8 protein-coding genes, 1 tRNA gene and 1 pseudogene are annotated in these 22,688 nt (G+C 55.1%); 7 read left to right on the plus strand and 3 right to left on the minus strand.

The annotated features are described in order from the left end of the window. Window positions 1-185 precede the first annotated feature (185 nt). From secG to J5069_RS11675, 7 genes and pseudogenes are all read left to right on the plus strand, one after another. Complete coding sequence (gene secG, locus J5069_RS11645) at window positions 186-521, plus strand: preprotein translocase subunit SecG (protein WP_264644044.1); 336 nt, start codon at window positions 186-188, stop codon at window positions 519-521. A 16-nt stretch (window positions 522-537) separates the two neighbouring features. Next, window positions 538-624: transfer RNA gene (locus J5069_RS11650), tRNA-Leu, on the plus strand. A gap of 197 nt (window positions 625-821) precedes the next feature. Further along, window positions 822-2,063, plus strand: a pseudogene (locus tag J5069_RS11655) (tyrosine-type recombinase/integrase). Between the two features lie 437 nt (window positions 2,064-2,500). Further along, window positions 2,501-4,534: an anti-phage ZorAB system protein ZorA gene (zorA, locus tag J5069_RS11660; protein WP_264644045.1), complete on the plus strand. Its 2,034-nt coding sequence runs from the start codon at window positions 2,501-2,503 to the stop codon at window positions 4,532-4,534. Between the two features lie 3 nt (window positions 4,535-4,537). After that, window positions 4,538-5,251, plus strand: coding sequence for a flagellar motor protein MotB (locus tag J5069_RS11665; protein WP_264644046.1), 714 nt, complete (start codon window positions 4,538-4,540; stop codon window positions 5,249-5,251). Next, entirely contained in the window at window positions 5,248-6,939 is a 1,692-nt protein-coding gene (locus J5069_RS11670) for an EH signature domain-containing protein (RefSeq protein ID WP_264644047.1), read from the plus strand. The genes J5069_RS11665 and J5069_RS11670 overlap by 4 nt, the downstream gene beginning before the upstream one ends. A gap of 13 nt (window positions 6,940-6,952) precedes the next feature. Continuing rightward, the gene (locus tag J5069_RS11675) at window positions 6,953-10,723 is read left to right on the plus strand and encodes an SNF2-related protein (RefSeq protein WP_264644048.1); all 3,771 of its coding nucleotides are present in this window, start codon (window positions 6,953-6,955) and stop codon (window positions 10,721-10,723) included. Between the two features lie 195 nt (window positions 10,724-10,918). Here the strand turns inward: J5069_RS11675 and J5069_RS11680 are convergent, their stop codons facing one another. The 3 genes from J5069_RS11680 to J5069_RS11690 all read right to left on the minus strand — a co-directional run bounded on the left by J5069_RS11680 (window position 10,919) and on the right by J5069_RS11690 (window position 22,651). Further along, a complete protein-coding gene (locus J5069_RS11680; protein ID WP_319801678.1) occupies window positions 10,919-12,481 on the minus strand; it encodes a TolC family protein in 1,563 nt (520 codons plus the stop codon). A gap of 40 nt (window positions 12,482-12,521) precedes the next feature. Beyond that, window positions 12,522-21,572, minus strand: coding sequence for a putative Ig domain-containing protein (locus J5069_RS11685; RefSeq protein ID WP_264644050.1), 9,051 nt, complete (start codon window positions 21,570-21,572; stop codon window positions 12,522-12,524). A 278-nt stretch (window positions 21,573-21,850) separates the two neighbouring features. After that, the gene (locus J5069_RS11690; RefSeq protein ID WP_264628213.1) at window positions 21,851-22,651 is read right to left on the minus strand and encodes a phage tail protein; all 801 of its coding nucleotides are present in this window, start codon (window positions 22,649-22,651) and stop codon (window positions 21,851-21,853) included. Window positions 22,652-22,688: the final 37 nt, after the last annotated feature.

The following is a 22,688-nucleotide window of genomic DNA, read 5'->3' on the forward strand; positions in this document are numbered from 1 at the left end:
TAGCCGTTTTTTTCCGCAATCGCATTGATCTTTCTAAAATACACTTGCGTCGCCCAGTGCGTTTGGTTAGTATTCAGACCCGCTCTACCAGGGACATACGCTGTCCGTTGAGCGAGATGTGTGCGGTTTGCCGCGAGAATTTAGCCTCCTCATCTGTTGATGGGGAAACAGTTACGGGTACTATCATGTACGAAGCTCTTTTAGTCATTTTCCTGTTGGTTGCGTTAGGCCTGGTTGGTCTGATCATGCTGCAACAAGGTAAAGGTGCTGATATGGGTGCCTCGTTCGGAGCAGGGGCATCGGCAACGTTGTTCGGTTCGAGCGGTTCCGGTAACTTTATGACACGCATGACCGCTGTGTTGGCGACGCTGTTTTTCGTCCTCAGCCTGGTCTTAGGGAACATGAGTTCACATCAGAGCAAGAGCGGCAGTGAGTGGGATAATCTGGGCCAACCTGCTCAGGTTGAACAGCCTGCTACGCCAGCGGCACCGGCTGCGCCTGCAAGTGACATTCCCAAGTAATTGAAAGATTTCGGATGCCGAGGTGGTGGAATTGGTAGACACGCTACCTTGAGGTGGTAGTGCCCGATTGGGCTTACGGGTTCAAGTCCCGTCCTCGGTACCAACATTAAATCAATAGACGTCAACTGACGTCTATTTTTTTATCTGAAGTCCATGGATTTACAGGCTTTTCCTTCTGTTCTTACTCTCCCAACGTCAACCTAATTCAACCCACATCAACATACTGGTGAGTATATATTTTGGCGTTATGATGTCTTATATACTCAATTCTCACCACAAGCACATGCGAGGACATTGATAATGGCCCTGATAGATATAAAAGTGCGTTCTGCAAAACCAGAAGAAAAAGAATATTCACTGACGGATGGTGACGGCATGTTTTTGCTGGTTCATCCCAATGGTTCCAAATACTGGCGACTGCGATTTCGTTTTGCTGGTAAGCAAAATCTGATGGCCCTAAGCGTCTATCCCGAAGTTTCCCTTTCAGACGCGCGTCTGAAACGCGATGAGTCGAGAAAGCTGGTTGCTGCTGGTATTGACCCGCGCATACACAAGAAAGAGGTACAGGCCGAGCTACAGGACGAAGCCAAAACGTTCGAAGCGGTAGCCTGAGCTTGGCACTCCGATAGCAAAAAATGGTCGGAACTGCATAGTGAACGCATTCTGAAGGGATTAGTTGAACATATCTTTCCTTATATTGGCAAAAGACCTATTACTGATCTGAGGACAAAAGATCTGTTACCGCCGATTAAAACGGTAGAACGTTCGAGACGGCTGGAGGTTGCCACGCGCCTGAAGCAGCGTGTCACGGCGATCATGACCTATGCGGTACAAAATGGCCTAATTGATTATAATCCGGCGCAGGACATGGCTGGCGCAGTGATCTCCGGCAAAGTCATGCATCGACCAGCCCTGCCGCTTAATCTTCTTTCTGAGCTTCTGGCGAAGATTGATGGATATAAAGGGCGTGAGTTTACCAAACTGGTTATTAATCTTTCGCTGCTGCTTTTTATCCGCTCCAGTGAACTACGCTTTGCCCGCTGGCCTGAAATCGATTTCGAGAATGCCATGTGGACGATTCCCCCTGAACGTAAACCGATTCCCAGCGTGAAATTTTCTGAACGCGGTTCAAAAATGCATACGCCACACCTTGTTCCGCTAAACCGTCAGGCATTGGAAATCCTTAAAAAGATTCGAAAGGTGAGTGGTCATTGTGAGTTGGTTTTCATTGGCGATCATTCATCTCGTATACCTGTCAGTGAGGGCTCGGTAAACAAGGCGCTGCAAAATATGGGCTATGACACCAAAACGGAAATCTGCGGTCATGGCTTCCGTACCATGGCTTGTAGCTCGTTGATTGAGTCGGGGTTGTGGTCGAAGGATGCGGTAGAACGGCAGATGAGCCATCAGGAGCGTAACGGCGTCCGGGCAGCGTATATCCACAAGGCGGAGCATCTGGAGGAGCGTAAGCTAATGCTGCAATGGTGGGCGGATTTTCTGGATGCGAATAGGGAGAAGGCTGTTAGTCCGTTTGATTTTTGAAAATTATCTACGAATTAAAAGATTATGAAATGATATAGAAATTATGGTTAGAAAGTGGGGTGGATGAATAGTTATTTTGCGAGCGAATAAAAGGAGTATGCGGTCATACAATGCTTCAGGGGTAACTCTGACATCATAAGCGATATTTAGAAATAGTATAAAAGATAACAATGCAGCCCATTTAAATATCCGTATAGCTGCATTGCATTGAAAATGCCAACATCCAAAGATAATCTTCGCGCTCAACAGGGCTGGAGAACACTGCCGCGGAAGTTGTAACCTCCTGCAAACCGTTGTACTGTAAGAGAGTGTTCAGAGTTCCATACTCTGCTGTAACCTCATATAACATTTATGTTTTTCTATGAACACAAGATGCTTCATAAAAAACGATAAGACTAACTTCCTAAAAAAGAGACAATCGTCGGAGCATAGACAACGTGATTGAAGAGTTCATGGTCAAATTTGGAATTTGGGCAATTGAAGGTCTGCGGCTGATTGCGTCCTATATTCCATATATTTTAGGAGTGCTCACGCTCCCATTCATTTTCTTCTTCCTCCGAGGAGTGTGGTACTGGGTTCACTTAGGCAGCGTGCTAAAGAAGCTGCGCACTGTTAACGCCAAGGCTAGTCTGGACACAATACAGGACATCTTTCCCTCGAAACGCCTTCGCCATTTGTGGAAACAATACAGGGAAACGCTGCATGCCCAACATGAAGACCAAGACGGACAGCGACATGTATCTGCCATACGCTCCACCATCCCTGCGGAAACGTTCTTCAACAACCAGTGTGTTGTCGACAGTTACCTGGGGGTTGAATTCTTCAAGCACCTGCCAGGCATTTTTACCGGACTCGGCATTATCGGCACTTTTGGGGGTATCATTGAGGGCTTGGGACAGTTCCAGGTCAGTGAAGATGCCGTAGCAGTGCGCCAAAGTCTTGAATCACTCATGCACTCGGTGGGGCATGCCTTTCTCATCTCTGGATGTGCCATCGCATTGGCAATGATCTTCACTATTTTAGAAAAGTTTCTAGTGGCATCCCTATATCGCAAGACTGAAGATATTTCCAACACCATCGATTCACATTTCGAAGCGGGCGCTGGCGAAGAGTACCTATCCCGGTTGGTCGATGCATCCGAGGCATCCGCCAGTCAGGCAAAGATTCTGAAGGACGCTCTCGTCAGTGACTTAAAAAATGTCTTGCGAGAACTGACCCAATCGCAAATCGAAGCCGGAAAGGCCCTTCACGATCAGCAACTAATGGCGGCAAGAGAAAGCAACCAGTCTCTTGGCGGGGTCATTTCTACCAGTATTGAGAAGAGTCTAAAGGCTCCTCTGGATGAAATCGCAGCTTCGGTGAAAAGCGCCTCTGGAGACCAGAGCAAAGCGGCCATCGACATGCTCAATGATGTCATGGTTCATTTTAGCCAGCGACTAAACGATCTTTTTGGCGGCCAAATCAATGGAATCAATGAGCTGAACAAGCAGACGGCACAAAGTATGCAAGACGCCGTTACCTCTCTAAACATTCTGCTCGGGAAGCTCGAGGATAGCGGCAAGCGTGCCACTGATGAGATGGCTGCAAAGATGGCTTCGTCGATTCAGGCGATGGAAGAAAGGCAAGCCAGCATCAATGCTCAGACCCAAGAGTTCGTAGACCAGATCCGTAGGCTGGTAGAGAGCTCCCAATCGCAGACCCAGCAAAAGCTCCAAGGTACATTGGAAACTATTGGACAACAGATGACGACCATCCTGAGAACTCTAGGCGAATCTCAGGCCCAGGTCTTTGCGGAGAATCGAGCCCGTGAGCAGGCGGTGTCGGACCGCGCGTCCAGTGCCGTGAGCCAGATGTCCGGTAGTGTTGAAGCTGCCATACAGGAAATCAGCGCAGCGACCCAGGCTATGACGCAGAGCGTCGCGGCGCTCTCATCGGCTACGGCTTCCTCAGTCGACAAAATGAATGCGGGGGCGGAACGTCTCGGAACAGCCGCGTCGTCATTTGCTACGGCAGGTGAGCGCGTCACTGAGGTTATTACACAAGCTACTACTATCAGCGACAAACTGACCGAAGCTTCCGGTTCACTCTCCGCAGGCTCAATATCCCTACAAGAAGCGCTTCGAGACTATCGCGCACAACGAGAGGCATTGGCCGGCCTTATGAAGGAAGTACGTGAAATGGTTGATCTAGCTCGAAAAGAGGCCAGTATCACCGCCGATGCGTTACAACGCATTGAAATCTCGACAACCAAACTTGGTACCGCCCAGAAGGCCGCAGACGAGTACCTGGATGGAGTTAACCAGGTTTTGGAGCAATCTTCAGTGTCCTTTAGAGAAGCTGTACTTTCGACCCTGTCGAAGGTCAATTACGATTTCCACGAAAAACTCGGCTCCGCAGTTGGCCTTCTCTCGACAGCTGTTCAAGAGCTCGAGAGCAGCCTCGGCACTATCGCCGCTCCGAATAGGCGATAGACCATGATTGGAGCGCGAGTCGTTGTAAAACGAGGAGGACGAGAGGAGGCTGAGAAACCTTTTTGGATTTCTTTTGCCGACCTGATGAGCGCACTCATGGTCCTATTCTTGGTGGTTATGGGGGTCGCACTACTGGCGGTCACTCGCACTGTCAGCGAAAAAGAGAAGAAAGAAGCTCAACATGAAAAGAACATCGAACTTATCCTTCAGCGTTTTGAAGATGCTGCGAAGCGATATGACGGTATCTCCGTTCACAAAGACCGTCAGGTCATTGACTTCGGACAGCGAGCACGTTTTGCTTTCGGTGATTGGCGACTAACTGCGCAACAGGAAGAGGTGTTGCGTAAATTTGTTCCTGAAATCATTAAATTAGCCAATGATGACCTTGGGAAAAGCATCCTTAAGCGAATCGTCATTGAAGGCTACACCGACAAACGAGGTTCCTATCTGGCCAACCTCAATCTAAGCCTACAGCGAAGTCAGAAGGTGTTGTGCACGATGTTTGCCTCCACCGGGCCAAACTTGTTGGATGACTCGCAGAAAGCTGATGTCCGAAATCTGTTTTTTGTGGGGGGGTACTCCTTCAATGCTGCAAAGGAAAACGACGAAGAAAGTCGGCGAGTTGAGATGCGCCTTGAGTTCCTTGGCATTGATGAAAAACGTAGCCCTCCTCCTGTCGATATCGGCGACAATTTCGGGGAGTGCGCTTTACGATGAACGAGGCCCTTCGAGTCCTAGCGAGCAAGCTACATAGTAGCATCGACATCGGCACAAATCTGACAATGACAGATGGCAATCTTGATAAGCACATAGCAGCGCTACAGCAACATGTACAGGCAGGCTCAAGTCCGCATGAACCTGAAGACCTTCAGGCGCAAGCTGTACGCCGCTTTTGGGACGCTCCTCGCTTCGACAATCTGAAAGACGCCCGGCTTGTTTCCTTCGGAATGTGTTTGCCCAGCCGCCCAAATGGACCCTGCATCATGGAGGACCGAGAAAGATTCCAGGCTGTCCTGAGCAGCGATACGGGCGTTGAGCAATGGGTTGACGAACCTCGCTGGTTCCGCCGTTGCTACCAAGGTCTGGTTCGCAGTTACTTCAGCTATGATGATTCCAAGGGGAGAGTCGCGCCGAAAGAAGGGCGACGGAACTGGCGAGATCTACGGGACTATCTACACGACAGGTCTCCGAAAATTATCGATGCCGAGCGGCTCAACCCGGACTGGGTCACCACCGCTACTGAAAACAAGAATCTATTCTCACAAGACCCGTGCTCGCCCTATGCTGAGTCGGCCCTTTCTGGGGAAACAGCCACTATCGATCGTATCCGAGAGCAGCTAGGCATTACGGATGACTCTTGGTTCATCAATGAACTGATTCGTTCTCAAGTTCGCCATGCCGTTTCTTTACCGTACGGAGAATTCAAAGACCTGGTCCCCAGTCTTCTTACCATGCTGGTCAACTTGGCTCAGTATGGAATCAAAGTACGAAACTATGGCTTGATACGTATTCTTGACACATACGCACAAGCCCGTTCGCCCGCCATCCACGAGCAACTACGAGATGTATCCGTGAGATGGTGGGGAAATCCGTGGCTTCCCTCCACTGCGGCTCAATGGGGAGGCGTCACGCCGAAGGCCAGAGAAATGGTTGCAGAATGGCTCCGAGGTGAGTTCATCGAGGCATTCTTCACCAAACTTGCTGAAGACGGCGTCGGAGACCGTCGACGAGCCAACTTTTGGCTGCGCTATGTGAAGTCTATGACCAACGTGCAATTTGCTCTGGGGTCTCAGGCATTGAACTCCCGCAGCCGCGATTTCATCGCTTTGTTGGAAAAGATGAAAGGCTTGTACACGAACCTAAAGGACACCAACAGCGCAAACAACGCATTCATCATGACGTTAGGGAATTTGGTTGCGGTGGAATTCGGCTCTATGGGGAACGCGCTGTATATGTATAGAGCAGATGCACTTCCCTTTATCTTTAATCCACATCAACCGCTTTGTGTCGCCAGTCAAGCCCAAAACTCGTTGAAGAATAAAACCCAAAGTGTACTTACGCCGCTACGACACCAAGATGGCATCCACGGCTGGAGCCGCTGGGAAGACAGGTTCGAATCGATCCTGCGAGAGAGCTTCCAGATTCTTCCAGACTCCACCCTACGCCACCCCATACGCGCTGCCGTCTCTTCGAAACCGGCACCCTCCACGCTCAGCTCCAAGTACGGTAGTTTCGAACCGTACAAGCTTCGTGTACTGGGCGAATCCAGAGGAATTGACATCGCTGACCTGCGAAGCAAAGGCGGCAACATCTGGGCGTATACAGACAGTAATGATCCTGAGCTGATACAGATCTTCCAGGATTGGGGCTTTCAGTACAGGGCCGGGAAAGGTTGGTGGAAATAAATAAGGTAGACCCATGGTATTCAAATTTTTCAAGAAAGCGAACTCTGCTTCGACCACCTGGCGGCGGACACTCTCCGCCAAAGGAATTCTGGTTCACCAGGCGCAAGGCGGTTTCCCCTTGGAATCTGCCCTGCTTGCGGGCTATCTGGCACAGCTCATCGATGATGGCCTGGCCACTGAAGCAGGACAGAACGTGGAGATTCCATGGGATAGTGCCTTTACCGCTTTGCAAAGCTCCGACTACTTCGACCTGACCGACGTATTTGCGCTACCTTCTTTCACCACGAAGCGTCCCATCCTACAAAGCCGCAACGCCCTCACTGACGAGAACTTCTCTATTTTTATGGCTGGGTGGCAAGATGAATGCGGTCGCACCTATGACATCAAGGCAGATGGCCCTCTTCTCTCCAACTCTGGAAACCATGAACTTGTACGACCAGAGCATTGGCGGCTCATCAAGGAAGTTATCGCCTTTTCCAGACGCCCACAGGAAGCTCGCCATGACACAGGACATCGGCAGGCTTGGGGGAAAATTCGGACCCTGGCGCTAGAAGCCAGTGCTCGGCTTGATGACTTTCTTCGTCGCTCCGTGGTACTCACGCCTGAACGATTAAACATCGGGCTTCGAAAATCAGTTATCGCCGAAGATGATGTCATTGAAATCGCCCCGTCTTTCGAAGGTGCCCCGGAAGACTGGCTCGAACGATTTGACGCCCGCCGGACCGTTCATGATCGCTACGATATCCCGACGCCTGAAGGTATTGTCCAAGTTCTGATTACTCCGCAGGTCAAAACCGTTCTCCAGGAAGTCAAGCGGCTTCCCCTTCGTCGCGTCTCTGGCTCCCGAGCCCAGGCATTTGTTCTAAACCCCTATGCTGCCTTAGGCCAAGATGCTAAGGACGTCATAGACGAAGCACAATTCGAGCATGCTAGAGAGCAGGCGGGACTCCAGTACGAACGGTTCACCCCGCATATTGAGCGAGATGTTACCGGCTACCCCAACAAAGTTGGCCTACTGATAGAGTCCGCCAGTGCGGTCGACCCAGTCGCATCGGCAAATATCGAGCTCAATGATGAAGAACTCGCCGATTTTGCGGGCCGACTGGAGACGGCCCTTGCCAGAAACTTCCAGCTACTGGGCTGGCGTGGCTATGACCTTGAATTACTTGGTGAAGCCCCGGACCACCTTGTGGAACTTCAGGAAGCCCTTCAACAGCGCAGGCAGGACCGCTCCCTGGTTACCTATAGCCAAGTGCACGACCTCAGTGCCTATTCCTCTCGTATCGAAGGCATCGGATTCGAGAAGCCCTACTATTCCCCCTATATCGCAAAGAAGAATGACGATGAGGGCTGGGTTCCGGACAACGTTCAGGTCGTCATTATCTCGGATTCTGAAGGCGAACAGGGGGCTGTAGAAGGCTTACCCGCCACCAAGGCGGTCCTCGATAAGCTGCGAAAAGCAGTGTCTCGGGTACAGTCTGAAGGAAACCCCTCGGTCAAGCTGGATGGCCTGTCCAAGGACATTCCACTGGATCAAGCTAAAGACATCCTCGACGTCATTGAAGGCGCTCTGGATGACGTTCAGCAAGGCAAGAATCCCACTGAACGCCCGATGAATACTGGACCGAAAGCGCCACCTCGCAAGACGCTTATTCTGCGTCCCAACATTCAGTCGGTAGATTACGAAGAAAAGCGCCGAGAAGCCCTGCTCGCACTGCATTCAGATCCCGAACTACCACACTCTCTCAACCCCTGCTATCCGTTACTGCCGCACCAGCAGCAAGGCCTCGCCTGGCTTCAACATCTTTATAAGTCCCGAGCGGAATATGAGGTCCGCGGTGCCGTTCTGGCCGACGACATGGGGCTCGGGAAGACGCTCCAACTTCTATCCTTGATGGCTTGGCTTGTCGAGCACAACCCCAACGTACTCCCAATGCTGGTCGTAGCCCCAGTGTCGTTGCTGGAGAACTGGGCGGAGGAAGTGGGAAAGTTTATCCAGCCGGGTATATTGCCAATTCTGATGGCTTACGGAAATTCACTAGCCAGTCTGCGCGTCCCACGGGAAGATATTGAGGAACGGCTACAAGCAGAAGACGGCCTAGTTCGCTTTCTTAAACCAGGATGGATTGGTTCTGCCAAGGTAGTCTTGACCACCTACGAAACGCTCCGTGACCTAGAGTTCTCGTTTGCGTCCGAGCGCTGGTCTCTCATGGTCTGCGATGAAGCGCAACGCATCAAGAACCCAGCGGCGATGGTTACCCGGGCCGCCAAGAAGCAAAATGTAGATTTCAAGATTGCTTGCACCGGAACCCCTGTAGAGAACACGCTGGCCGACCTGTGGTGCCTGTTCGATTTCGTCCAACCTGGCCTGCTCGGTGCCCTGAATGACTTCGGTGACCGCTATCGCAAGCCTATTGAGGCAAAGGATGAGGAGGAACGGGCGCGTGTTGAGGAACTCAGAACCCGTATCTCCCCCCAGATTCTACGGCGGACGAAAGCGGAAGTGGCCAAGGACCTGCCGAAGAAAATCCTCGTGGAGGAATGCCGAAGGCTTCAGCTTTCCTCAGAACAACGCAAGCTCTATGCCTCCGCCATCGAAAGCTTCAAGACAAGGAAGAACCCCGATTCCGTCTCTCCTTTCAAGAACACATTGGGGCTGCTGCACTACCTTAGACTCATCTGTACGGACCCACGCCGGTACGGTCTGATGGCCCCGAACCCTGAACCATTGGTGCAGTATCGGAAAAAATCTCCCAAGATGAACTGGCTACTCGGGCAGTTGGAAACCATCAGGGACAAGGGCGAGAAAGCTATCATTTTCTGCGAGTTCCGCAACATTCAACGCCTGCTGAAGTACTACATTGAAGAAAAATTCAAGGTCTCTCCACCTATCATTAATGGAGACACCAGCGCCGCAGCCGGCAATGCGGATAGCCGCCAGCGTCAGATTAGGAAGTTCCAGGATGCGCCAGGTTTTGGTGTCATCATCCTATCTCCTGTTGCTGTCGGCTTTGGCGTGAATATTCAGGCCGCCAATCACGTTGTCCACTACACCCGAACGTGGAATCCCGCCAAAGAAGACCAAGCCACGGACCGAGCTTATCGCATCGGGCAAAAGAAAGATGTGTACGTCTATTACCCAGTCGTTAGGGCTGACGATTTCTCGACATTCGACGTCAAGCTGGACCAACTCCTGACGCGCAAACGAGAACTCGCTGGCGACATGCTTAATGGCTCGGGAGACATTCGCCCAGGCGACTTCAATATTGACGACGTGGTTCCCCCTTCAGACAGAGATGCCCTCAACGAACGTATTACCCTACGCCATGCGCTCAGTATGGAACCACGCCATTTTGAAGGGCTCGTAGCCATTCTTTGGGGCAAACAAGGATATCAGTGCTATTGCACGCCCCAGTCCAGGGACCAAGGGATAGACGTTGTAGCCACTCGTTCTAAAGAGGGGGTGCTCATCCAAGCTAAGACGTCAAGTTTGGATGGCAAGAAACTGGGCTGGGACGCAGTCAAAGAAGTCGTTGCCGGTGCTGCCTTCTATCAACAGAAGCACCAGAACGTTGTCTTCCGGAAAGTCTGTATCACCAACCAATTCTTCAATGGCCAAGCACATGAGCAAGCGGTATTCAATGATGTTTTGCTGATAGATCAAACCGGATTGGCCGACCTGTTGCAGCGTCACCTCGCGACAATGCTCGAACTCGACCAAATTCTCTATACCGAATGGGGGGCCATCCCCGAAGCAGTTGGGAACACTGTTAGAAGACATTGACAGTAAGGGAGGCGATGCTGGGGTTGACTGGCGAAGAACTGGCGTTCTATGACGCATTGACCCGTCCTCGGTACCAACATTAAGAAAAGACGTCGATTGACGTCTTTTTTTTATCTGTGTTTTACGAGTAACGGACTTTCCCTTCCTTCTCTCGCCGCGTTGCCCTGATGCCCGTTGGACATCAGGGCGGCTACCTTAGAACGATTGCAGCGTACTGATTTTACCCTGTTGCCATTCACTTTCTGATTGGCGCAGCGCTGTGCTGATGTCGACCAGTTTATCGGAAGGCAACGTTTTTGGCAGCAGGTCTAACCCGACGCTGGAGATAATCTGCCCGTAGGTATTGCGCAGCTCCGCATAGGCGAGATCCTGACGCAGGTCGGCATTCAATGCATTAAGCTCGCCCTGAATCAATTGCAGTTCACCGATGCTGTTGGCCTGGTAGCGGTTTCTCAACTGCTGGGCAATTTGACTATCCAAATCACGCAGCTCTGCGCTGGTTTTATACTGGCGCAGCGATTCGTTATAGTTGGCACGTGCCACATATAACTGCGCCATGATGGCCAGCGACATGGCTTGACGCTGGATCTCTGCCACCTGCTCGTTCGCCTGAGCCGTTTTACGTGCCGCAGGGCCGGACATCAGGTTAAACAGGTTCCAGGTGGCTTTGACGCCAACGTCGGCCCAACTGTTGTTAACCAGGAAGGAGTTACTGTCGTAATGGCCTCCCACACTCAGCTCAACGCCTGGCAGCATGCGCAGCAGCGCTTTACGGGTTTCAGCCGCGTGAATACGGACCTGATAATCCTGTTCCCGCAGTTCCGGTCGGCTGACCAGTGCGGCTTCTTCAAGGGTTTTTTGGTCTACGTTCAACTGCGGAACAATTTGCTCGCTGCTGCTCGGCAGTGCCAGTTTGAACGGGGTATCCAGCGGCAGGTTCATCAGAGTGGCAAGTTCAGTTTTGGCCAAGGACAGTGCCCGACGCTGTTCTTCCAACTGGCGGGTGGCATCGATCAGCGCCCGACGATAGCTCAATGCTTCAACAGGGTCACCGACCTGTTGCACCGTCATGCGCTCACTGGCCTCACGTGCCTGATTTACCCGTGCGATCAGCCCGTCAATTTGGCCCAATAAACGCTCAGCGGCGACCGCACGCCAATAGGCAGAACGCACATCTTGCAGAATGGTATGTACCACCTTGCGCTTGCGTTCCTCGGCAATCCAACGCTGATCGGATTTCTGTTTGGCGCTGACGTAGCTGACGCCGAAATCGAGTACGTTCCATACCATGGTGAGATCGGCCACGTCACGATCGCGATCTTGTGAGGTTGAATAAGGTACGGACGTGGCACCGGAATTCACGTTCCGGCTGCTGGATGCGCTGACGTTATTACGCCCCACGTAGCCCGCTGAGGCCGCCAGCTTTGGCAGCATGTCATAACGCGCCAACTCCAGTTGCTGCTGGGCCAGCGCATTCTCCATCACCTTTAAACGTGATTCGAGGTTGTATTTCAGAGCGCGCGCCATAGCGTCATACAGGCCAATCGGCGCGGTGACCGGTTCTTGCTGGCTGAACATCGCCACCCGATCCTGCTGGCTACGCTGCGTGCTTTCCGCCCTGGTAATGGGGTCGCTGGTCACGGCGCAACCGCTAAGTGCGACCACCAATGCACTCAGGCTAAAAAATTTGCGTCCCTTTATCCATATTTCACCGCTGCCCAAGGTTGTTAATGCCGACAACCGGCTTGCCACAAACATGTTCGTCATAACGTTAGCGCCTTCTGCTGTAGACTTGTTGTTATCCCTGTTGCTGACCCCTATCGGACAATGCCTGCTCAATGGCCGACAGGCGTTGTCCTTCAGCATCTCCAATCTGTTGTAATTGCTGATGCAACGACGGGGTAAATGTCGCTGCGGTTTGTTCGGTTACAGGAGTCGTGCCGCCTGCCCTCGCGGTATCTGGATTCGTGCCGATCCCCTTCCAACTGCCTTGGTCAAACACTTCCATTGGCGTTAGCGACGGCAAGTAAATGCCAGAGAACACGCTGGCAAGTGAGGATGAGCCACCCAATGCAGGATCCTTGCTGAAGCTTGGGAACGATCCCAATGAACTGTCAAACTGGGTACCGTTACTGTGTGCCCGCCCACCAGCGAAGGTCGAGGCCACCTCGCTGGTTGGCACGTTGTCCGCTGGGCGGTCGTGGCGCGTGGAGGCGAAGATGGTGGACATCATTGAACCTGCTGCGGCTGTATTTCCCGTGTTGAAACCGCCGAGCGAGTTTGATGAGAACAGTGAACCCAAGGTCTGTGGCGCAGCGCTCGCTGTCAGGGATTGCGGCGTTTGGCTTTCTCCCGAAGGGGATACGCTGACACCGTTGGACACGCGGAACTGCGGATCGCCGCTGGGAACATCCGTGCGGGTCACGGTCAGGGTAAAGTTGGTGCTGACCGACGCATCGCCATCATTGGCGGTCACCTTGATGCTCAGGTTGCCGACATCGCCATTGCCCGGCGTGCCAGAGAAGGTGCCGGTGGCCGGGTTAAAGCTCAGCCAGCTTGGCAGCGGAGAGCCGTTTGCCAGCGTGGCACTCAGTGTCAACGGGTCGCCATCCGGATCGGTGAAGGTGCCAGCCGGTACGGTGAAATTGAAGCTGCCATCCTGCGCCACGCTCTGCGGCGGGATAGTACCGGACACTACCGGTGCGTCATTGACGTTGGTGACGGTCAGGGTAAAGCTGGTACTGACCGAGGCATCGCCGTCGTTGGCGGTCACCTTGATGCTCAGGTTGCCGACATCGCCATTGCCCGGCGTGCCGGAGAAGGTGCCAGTGACCGGGTTAAAGCTCAGCCAGCTTGGCAGCGGAGAGCCGTCTGCCAGGGTGGCACTCAGCGTCAGCGTATCGCCATCCGGATCGGTGAAAGTGCCAGCCGGTACGGTGAAATTGAAGCTGCCATCCTGCGCCACGCTCTGCGGCGGGATGGTGCCGGACACTACCGGCGCGTCATTGACGTTGGTGACGGTCAGGGAAAAGCTGGTACTGACCGAGGCATCGCCGTCGTTGGCGGTCACCTTGATGCTCAGATTGCCGACATCGCCATTGCCCGGCGTGCCGGAGAAAGTGCCGGTGGCCGGGTTGAAGCTGAGCCAGCTTGGCAGCGGAGAGCCGTTTGCCAGGGTGGCACTCAGTGTCAGCGTATCGCCATCCGGATCGCTGAAGGTGCCTGCCGGTACGGTGAAAGTGAAGCTGCCATCCTGCGCCACGCTCTGTGGCGGGATGGTGCCGGACACCACCGGTGCGTCATTGACATTGGTGACGGTCAGGCCAAAGGTGGTGCTGACCGACGCATCGCCATCATTGGCGGTCACCTTGATGCTCAGGTTGCCGACATCGCCATTGCCCGGCGTGCCAGAGAAGGTGCCGGTGGCCGGGTTAAAGCTCAGCCAGCTTGGCAGCGGAGAGCCGTTTGCCAGCGTGGCACTCAGCGTCAGCGTATCGCCATCCGGATCGGTGAAAGTGCCAGCCGGTACGGTGAAATTGAAGCTGCCATCCTGCGCCACGCTCTGCGGCGGGATAGTACCGGACACTACCGGCGCATCATTGACGTTGGTGACGGTCAGGGTAAAGCTGGTACTGACCGAGGCATCGCCGTCGTTGGCGGTCACCTTGATGCTCAGATTGCCGACATCGCCATTGCCTGGCGTGCCGGAGAAGGTGCCGGTGGCCGGGTTAAAGCTCAGCCAGCTTGGCAGCGGAGAGCCGTTTGCCAGCGTGGCACTCAGTGTCAGCGTATCGCCATCCGGATCGGTGAAGGTGCCTGCCGGTACGGTGAAATTAAAGCTGCCATCCTGCGCCACGCTCTGTGGCGGGATAGTACCGGACACTACCGGCGCGTCATTGACGTTGGTGACGGTCAGGGTAAAGCTGGTACTGACCGAGGCATCGCCGTCGTTGGCGGTCACCTTGATGCTCAGGTTGCCGACATCACCATTGCCCGGTGTACCGGAGAAAGTGCCGGTGGCCGGGTTAAAGCTCAGCCAGCTTGGCAGCGGAGAGCCGTTTGCCAGGGTGGCACTCAGTGTCAACGGGTCACCATCCGGATCGGTGAAGGTGCCTGCCGGTACGGTGAAATTAAAGCTGCCATCCTGCGCCACGCTCTGTGGCGGGATAGTACCGGACACTACCGGTGCGTCATTGACGTTAGTCACGGTCAGGCCAAAAGTGGTGCTGACTGAGGCGTTGCTGCCATCGGTGGCGGTAACTTTGACGGTCAGGCTGCCAACATCGCCATTGCCCGGTGTACCGGAGAAGGTGCCGGTGGCCGGATTAAAGCTCAGCCAGCTTGGCAGCGGAGAGCCGTCTGCCAGCGTGGCACTCAGCGTCAGGGGGTCGCCATCCGGATCGGTAAAGGTGCCTGCCGGTACGGTGAAATTGAAGCTGCCATCCTGCGCCACGCTCTGTGGTGGGATGGTGCCGGACACCACCGGTGCTTCATTGGGCAGTGTTACTGTCAGGGTAAAGTTGGTGCTGACCGAGGCATCGCCGTCGTTGGCGGTCACCTTAATGCTCAGGCTACCGATATCGCCATTGCCCGGCGTACCGGAGAAGGTGCCAGTAGCTGGGTTAAAGCTCAGCCAGCTTGGCAGCGGAGAGCCGTCTGCCAACGTCGCGCTCAGCGTCAAGCTATCCCCGTCCGGATCGCTAAAGGTGCCAGCCGGTACAGCAAAGCTCAGGCTGCCATCCTGCGCCACGCTTTGCGCCGGGATCGGGGTTGCGACCACCGGTGCATCATTGACGTTAGCCACGGTCAGGCCAAAAGTGGTGCTGACTGAGGCGTTGCTGCCATCGGTGGCGGTAACCTTGATGGTCAGGCTGCCCACATCACCATTGGCGGGGGTGCCAGAGAAGGTACCGGTAGCCGGGTTAAACGATAGCCAGCTGGGCAGTGCCGTGCCGTCTGCCAGGGTGGCGCTGAGCGTCAGTGTGTCACCATCCGGATCGCTAAAGGTGCCTGCCGGTACGGTAAAGTTCAGGTTGTTATCCTGATCTACACTTTGCGCCGGGATAGGGGTTGCGACCACCGGTGCGTCATTGACGTTGGTGACGGTCAGGCCAAAGGTGGTGCTGACCGAGGCGTTGCTGCCATCGGTGGCGGTAACCTTGATGGTCAGGCTGCCAACATCACCATTGGCGGGGGTGCCCGAGAAGGTACCGGTAGCCGGATTAAACGACAGCCAACTGGGCAGTGCCGTACCGTCAGCCAGCGTGGCGCTGAGCGTCAGGGTATCGCCATCCGGATCGGTAAAGGTACCGGCGGGTACGGTGACACTCAGGCTGCCCCCTTGTGCAATGCTCTGTGCCGGAATTGTATTGGAGACTACCGGCGCATCATTGACGTTAGTCACGGTCAGGCCAAAAGTGGTGCTGACCGAGGCATTGCTGCCATCGGTGGCGGTGACCTTGATGGTCAGGCTGCCAACATCACCATTGGCGGGGGTGCCAGAGAAGGTACCGGTAGCCGGGTTAAACGACAGCCAACTGGGCAGTGCCGTGCCGTCAGCCAGTGTGGCGCTGAGCGTCAGGGTATCGCCATCCGGATCGCTAAAGGTACCTGCCGGTACGGTAAAGTTCAGGCTACCATCCTGCGCCACGCTTTGTGCCGGGATCGGGGTTGCGACCACTGGCGCGTCGTTAACGTTGGTGACGGTCAGGGTGAAACTGGTACTGACCGAGGCATCGCCGTCGTTGGCAGTGACCTTGATACTCAGGTTGCCGACATCGCCATTGCCCGGCGTACCGGAGATGGTGCCAGTGGCGGCATTAAAGCTGAGCCAGCTTGGCAGCGGTGAACCGTCTGCCAGCGTAGCGCTCAGGGTCAGCGTGTCACCATCCGGATCGCTAAAGGTGCCAGCCGGTACGGTGAAACTCAGGCTGCTATCCTGCGCCACGCTTTGCGCCGGAATTGGGGTTGCGACGATCGGCGCGTCATTGATGTTAGCCACGGTCAGGCTAAAAGTGGTGCTGACCGAGGCGTTGCTGCCATCGGTGGCGGTCACTTTGATGCTCAGGCTGCCAACATCACCGTTGGCGGGCGTACCCGAGAAGGTGCCGGTAGCCGGGTTAAACGACAGCCAACTGGGCAGTGCCGTGCCGTCTGCCAGCGTGGCGCTGAGCGTCAGGGTATCCCCATCCGGATCGCTAAAGGTGCCTGCCGGTACGGTAAAGTTCAGGCTGCTCTCCTGATCGACACTTTGTGCCGGGATCGGGGTTGCAACCACCGGTGCATCATTGACGTTGGTGACGGTCAGGCCAAAGGTGGTGCTGACCGAGGCGTTGCTGCCATCGGTGGCGGTAACCTTGATGGTCAGGCTGCCAACATCACCATTGGCGGGGGTGCCCGAGAAGGTACTGGTAGCCGGATTAAATGACAGCCAGCTTGGCAGTGCCGTGCCGTCTGCCAGTGTGGCGCTGAGTGTCAGCGTATCTCCGTCCGGATCGCTAAAGGTGCCTGCCGGTACGGTGAAGTTCAGGCTACCTCCCTGCGCCACGCTTTGCGCCGGGATCGGGGTCGCCACCACCGGTGGATTCCCTGCGATCAGCGTCAAGGTGGAGGTCGCGGTGCTGGTGGCATCATCGTTGACCGTGACCGACACGGTACGGCTACCCGCCGTCGGCGTTACGGCAGCATTGTTATACACAATGGCGCGCAGCGCGATCTGGAAAGCTTCCACCGTCGCACCGCCCGTCAGTGTCACCGTCTGGCTACCATTACCGGTGACGTTGATACCGGCAGCATGGGCGGCGAGTAACGCCTGCTGTGAAAGGGATAAGGACTCACTATTGCCGTTTGTCGTCCCGGCCAAACTGAGCGTCAGTGTCCAGAGGCGGGAATCCCCGTCGGTTTGACTCAGGGTTGCCAACGCATCCGTCACCGCAATGCCCGTAGCAGCGGATGTTGGCACCGTGGTGGTGTAATTAGTGCCAGTGGTACTGCCATTCAAATCGACCTGCGGGGCGGTGCCGGAAGCAAACTGTGATTCATAGGCACCGATATCCACACCGCCCTGACGAACGCGATCCAGCCCGCGCACATCCGTCTCGCCAGTAACATAAAATCGGCTGCCCTGATTGATGGCGTTGCTGGCCGTGGCGGCCAGTCGCGGATCGGATGACGACACCTGATCCACACTGCCACTCAGAATGTTGTTGCCGCCGTACAGGGTGTAGCTGCCGCCACCCGGTTGTCCTATTGGGGTGTAGGCTACAATATCCTGGCTGGTGCCGGTAATGATGGAATTGCGCACGCTGGCGACCCAACTGAGGGCATTGTTAATGAATTCAAACACGATGCCGGTGTCCTGACCGGTGATGGTGGTGTTTGCCAGACTCAGATAGGTGGTAGTGGGATTGCCTTGGTTGCCCGTTAGCCAGAGACCGGCCACACCGAAGGTGCTGCCCGCCGGGTTGATACCGGTATTGTTGTGGATGGCTGAGTTGCTGATCGACAAGGAGACGTTTTGCTGGGTACTCGACACGAACAGCCTGATCACACCTTCATTCAGATTGCCAATCATCAAGTTATCGTGAATATTGACCCGATCCAGATCGATGTTGTAGCTGCCGGGGGCGAGAGCGTTCAAGTCGATCATCCCGTTGCCAAAGGCGGTGTCACGGTTGCCGGAAATATCGACGTTGTACAGCCGGAAGTTGACATCGCTGGCACTGTAACTCAAGCCCAACACGCCGCCGGTGCTGTCACTGTAGTCTGTGGTGAAATTCGTTAGCGTCAGATTTTGGATCGCCAGGGTGATGGATCCGGTGACAATCTGAAAACCGGAGTAGCCACCGCCATTCAGGGTGAAGCTCTGGCCGTCAATCAACAGGGTATCTGTCGGTGACAGCAGTGAACTGGCCAGGGTGACGTCGGTCTGGAATACGATGCGGTCGACGCCGACTGTCTGGTTGGCCCAATACAGTGCTTCGCGTAGGCTGAGTCCGCCGCCGTCATTGGCGTCCTCTTGCAGGGAACTGCCGAAGGCGGAATCAGCGCCGGTGTCGTTGCCTGAGGTGACATACAACGCGCCATTGCTGGCCAGCACATTCACCGATGAAGTGACATTAAGTGCCGCACTGTTGTTGCTGCTGCCGCTATCGTTGACGGCGTTCAACGTGATCTCCCGGGCTGCTGCGGTGACACTGGCGCTGCTATTGCCATAGCGCAAGCCATCTACCAACCCGGCGATCTCACTGTTACTGGCGCTCATGCCGCTTAATTGCAGCGTGACGGTGTTACCGGAGCGTATCACGCTGTAGTTGCCGATACCGGTCAGAGTGCCGCTGCTGTTGGCGCTCAGATTGATATTGTTGCCGCCAACGTTGATAAATTCACCGCTGTCGGTGACATTGGAAACGGTCAAGGTCAGCGAACTGAAGGTCTGGCCGCTGTCGTTGGTATTGGCTAGCACGCCGCTGAACAGATCAACTGAGCCCGCCATCCCGCCGATAAACACCGGGTTGCTGCCGGTGGCACTCAATGTCGGCGCATGGCCTGCGCTGGCCGTGGTGGCATCCACCTTGACCACACTGACCGTATTATTACCCGCGCTGTCCCTGGCCACCACATACACATCATACGCGGTGCTGGCGGCAAGGCCGGTCAAGGTAAAGCTGAAATTGTAGGGCGCGCTGTTCAGCACCTGGCTGCCCGAGGCGGGGGCGGAACCCCCTGCGGCATTTTGCCCGGCAATTACCTGTGCGGCGGTCGGCGCGCTGGCACCATCGGCCACCACCACATAATAGACATTCCCCCCCTCACTGACGCTGCCGCTGAGATTGAAGCCGCCCGCTGTGGCGTTGGAGACCGCTGGCGACTGGTCGAACGTCGGGGCGATATCATCGGCTACCACCAGCGTCACTACCTTGTCATAGGTGGCTTCGCCATCAGACACTTGCAAGCGTACCGAGTAGGTGCCCGCCGCCATGCCGTTGGCGTTGACCGCTTTCAGGGTGTTGCCGCTAATGGTGAACAGGGCGTTATCGGTGCTGCCGTTACCGCTGACCAGACTGTAGGTAAACACGCTGGAATCCACATCGGTCGCCGTCAGGGTGGCGACAGTCCCGTTGCTGCCGAGCGATTGCGCAAAGGTGGTGGAGGAGAGCGTAATATCGGTCGGTGCATCGTTCACCGGTACCACGGTGACTTCGCTGCTGATATTCGGCGCAACGGTATTGTTGCTGGTGCCGGAATCGGTCAATTGCGTTAGCGTGACCGTGCGTGTGGCATTGCCGGGGTTGTCGCTGCTGTTGCCGTAGGTTATGCCGGACAGCAGGCTGCCCATGTCGCTGTTGCTTAGCGTGGCACCGGTGATGCTGACGGTGGCGATACCGCCGCTCAGGCTGACACTGGCGGTGCCAAAACCGCTGCCGAGCGAGACGCTGTTACCGTTGCTGAGCGCGACATTGATGCCGTGAATGGTCAGGTATTCGGTGCTGCCCGCCACGTTGCTGACGGTAAATGCCGCGCTGGAGAAGGTTTGCCCTGTGTCATGGGTGTCGACACTGATGCCGGTAAACACACCGACTTCTGCGCCGTTCTCGGTGAACGTGGGGTTGGTCCCGCTGCCGCTGGCCGTGGGGGCATTATCGGCAGATTGACCCGAATTGGTGGAGGTAAAGTGCCACACCAGTACGCCGTCACCACTGGTGTTTTGTGTGTTGACGTGAAAGGTGATGGTTTTATCATTGCCATTGACCGTGGCAGAGATATCCGCCGCACTGGTAGTTGCTGCGTTGTCCTTGGTGACTGAGGTGATAGCCAGTAGCGTGCTGCCGGAGAAGGTAAAATCAAACGATTCCAGTCCGTCGCTGGCGTAGATGCCATTAAGCATGACCATGGTAATGGTCGAGTGGACGGGGTCGATATCGGCGTACCAGTTGGAATTGTCGACATCAAACCCGCCATCAAGAAACAGTTCGACCCCGGAACCCACTGTGCCAGTGGAAAAGGGAAAATCGTCAATCAGGAAATCGACCGTGGTACCGCTGACATCGAGCGTGTGGCGATAACCGTCAATATGTATTGCGCTGGTTTCGATACTGCCGCTCTGACTTTCCAAAACCCAATCGCCGCCCAGTCCGCTGGCACCCGTAGTATCACTGGAGGCCGCCACATCAGCGCCAGTGAGCTGTGCCAACAGCGTGACGAAACTTTGCCCGGAGTCCTGCGCCACGTCGCAACCGTAAATCAGCAAATCCCCCGAATCTGTTAGCGCGGCACCCAAGGTGGCGAGATCGGCGGCACGGGTGTTAGCGGTGTCGCTGTTTAGCGTCAGGCTGCCTAACTGGATTTCCCCTTCTGAACCGTGGCTCAGAATATGGATGGCGTCATAGCCGTTGTGGCTTTGTGCCCACTGCACCAACTGGCTGAGGCCATCTTTGCTGCCGTCAAACAGCTCGACTTCAATGCCCGCCGGGACGTTATCCACCAGCGTTTGGTAATCGGTGACAGAGGTATCGATAAACACCACTTCTTTACGTACTGTTTCGCCGACGACCGCAATATCGCTGGTACCGCTGCTGTCATCGTGATTGTTGGTGTGATCGGTTTGGCTATTTTGCGTCTGGGTACCGTCCCCTGCATGGGGCGCGTCGCTGCTGTCGTTCGCGGCGGTGGCGTTGGCATCCGGTGCCGATGACGCGGTGTCCGTCTGGGCGACAGTGGCGGCGACAGCACCATCAAACATCATGCGTGCTTCAAGTAGCACCCCGAGTGGGGTCGGTGAGGTAGCATTGAATGCGGCAGTGTTTCGGTCGCTGTTTCTGCGGGTTTGTAACAAATGGCGCCATAGCATAAAAATACTCCCAAAATCATTGCCTGGTGATCACAATCGGAAGGGGAGACGCTAAACCTCACGTAACAAAACAGCGAAAAAAAGTTGCCACATGATTGTTTTGTTGTCTTGGTGTAAATCTAAGTTAAAAACTTATCCTTGGAAATGTAAATTTAGCAATCGGTGCTAAAAAAATAGAGCGTCTTTTGGCAATGCCAGGTTAATAACCGTGAGTGGCAGATCATTGCAAAAAAAACCCTATCGACCTGATGTTGCCAATAGGGTCTAGGGGATAACACTTACTGACGCTGTGGGTAAATTCCTTGTGCGGCGATGCAGGCGGTCAGCCCTAACGCTGGGTCTCGAACCGAGAAGGCCGCGCCGGAGCCGGTCACGCCGACTGAGACGTCAGGCACCTTGAACGAAAACGCCGGGATGGTAGGCGAACCCGTAACGGCAACATCGGCCTCCAGCTTGGAACCGACAGGTGGTTTGGTCTGCACATAGGGCCCTTTGAAAGTGGCATTCTGGTTGCCGGCACCCACTGGCACCGTGGCGCTTATCACTGACAGATAGTTAGTCCCTGCCGCGGGTACGGCGGTGCCGCTGCTGGGTATCGTGGTGGAAAGCGGCAGGCTGGCGGTGACGCTCAGCGTACCTGGCACGGCCGGTATGGTGACGTTATCCGCAGTCGGCTGCACCTTGGTGACGACATGGGTGTGCGGTGCCAGATTGCTGGTGTTGAGCGCGATGCTTTCCGTCCCCATCACTTGCCCACGGGTGATGGTGCTCAACCCCGGCCCTTGGCCGACGCCGACAGCACTCCTGCCGCGCAGGTCAGGAATACCGAAGGTGCCTTGTGCCTGGTTTCCGCCGAAGGTGTTGCCGACCAGTGTGAAAAGCGCCTGATAGGCATTGATCGAGAGAATTTGTCCTTGTGCGGGCAGGTATCCCTGCGGGCAGAAATCGGTGACCATATAGCAGACAGACCCGGTTAGCGGGTCTGCCGCGCATGCAGAAGCCTCTTCCGGGTGCAGTAAGACAACAGCCAGAGAGGTTGCCAGCGCAGTTTTGGCAAATAACGATGCAGTGAATTTCATATTGACTCTCCTTGCGAAAAACTCGTCTTTAGGGAAC

The organism is Candidatus Symbiopectobacterium sp. NZEC127, from assembly GCF_025962675.1.
Classification (GTDB): domain Bacteria; phylum Pseudomonadota; class Gammaproteobacteria; order Enterobacterales; family Enterobacteriaceae; genus Symbiopectobacterium.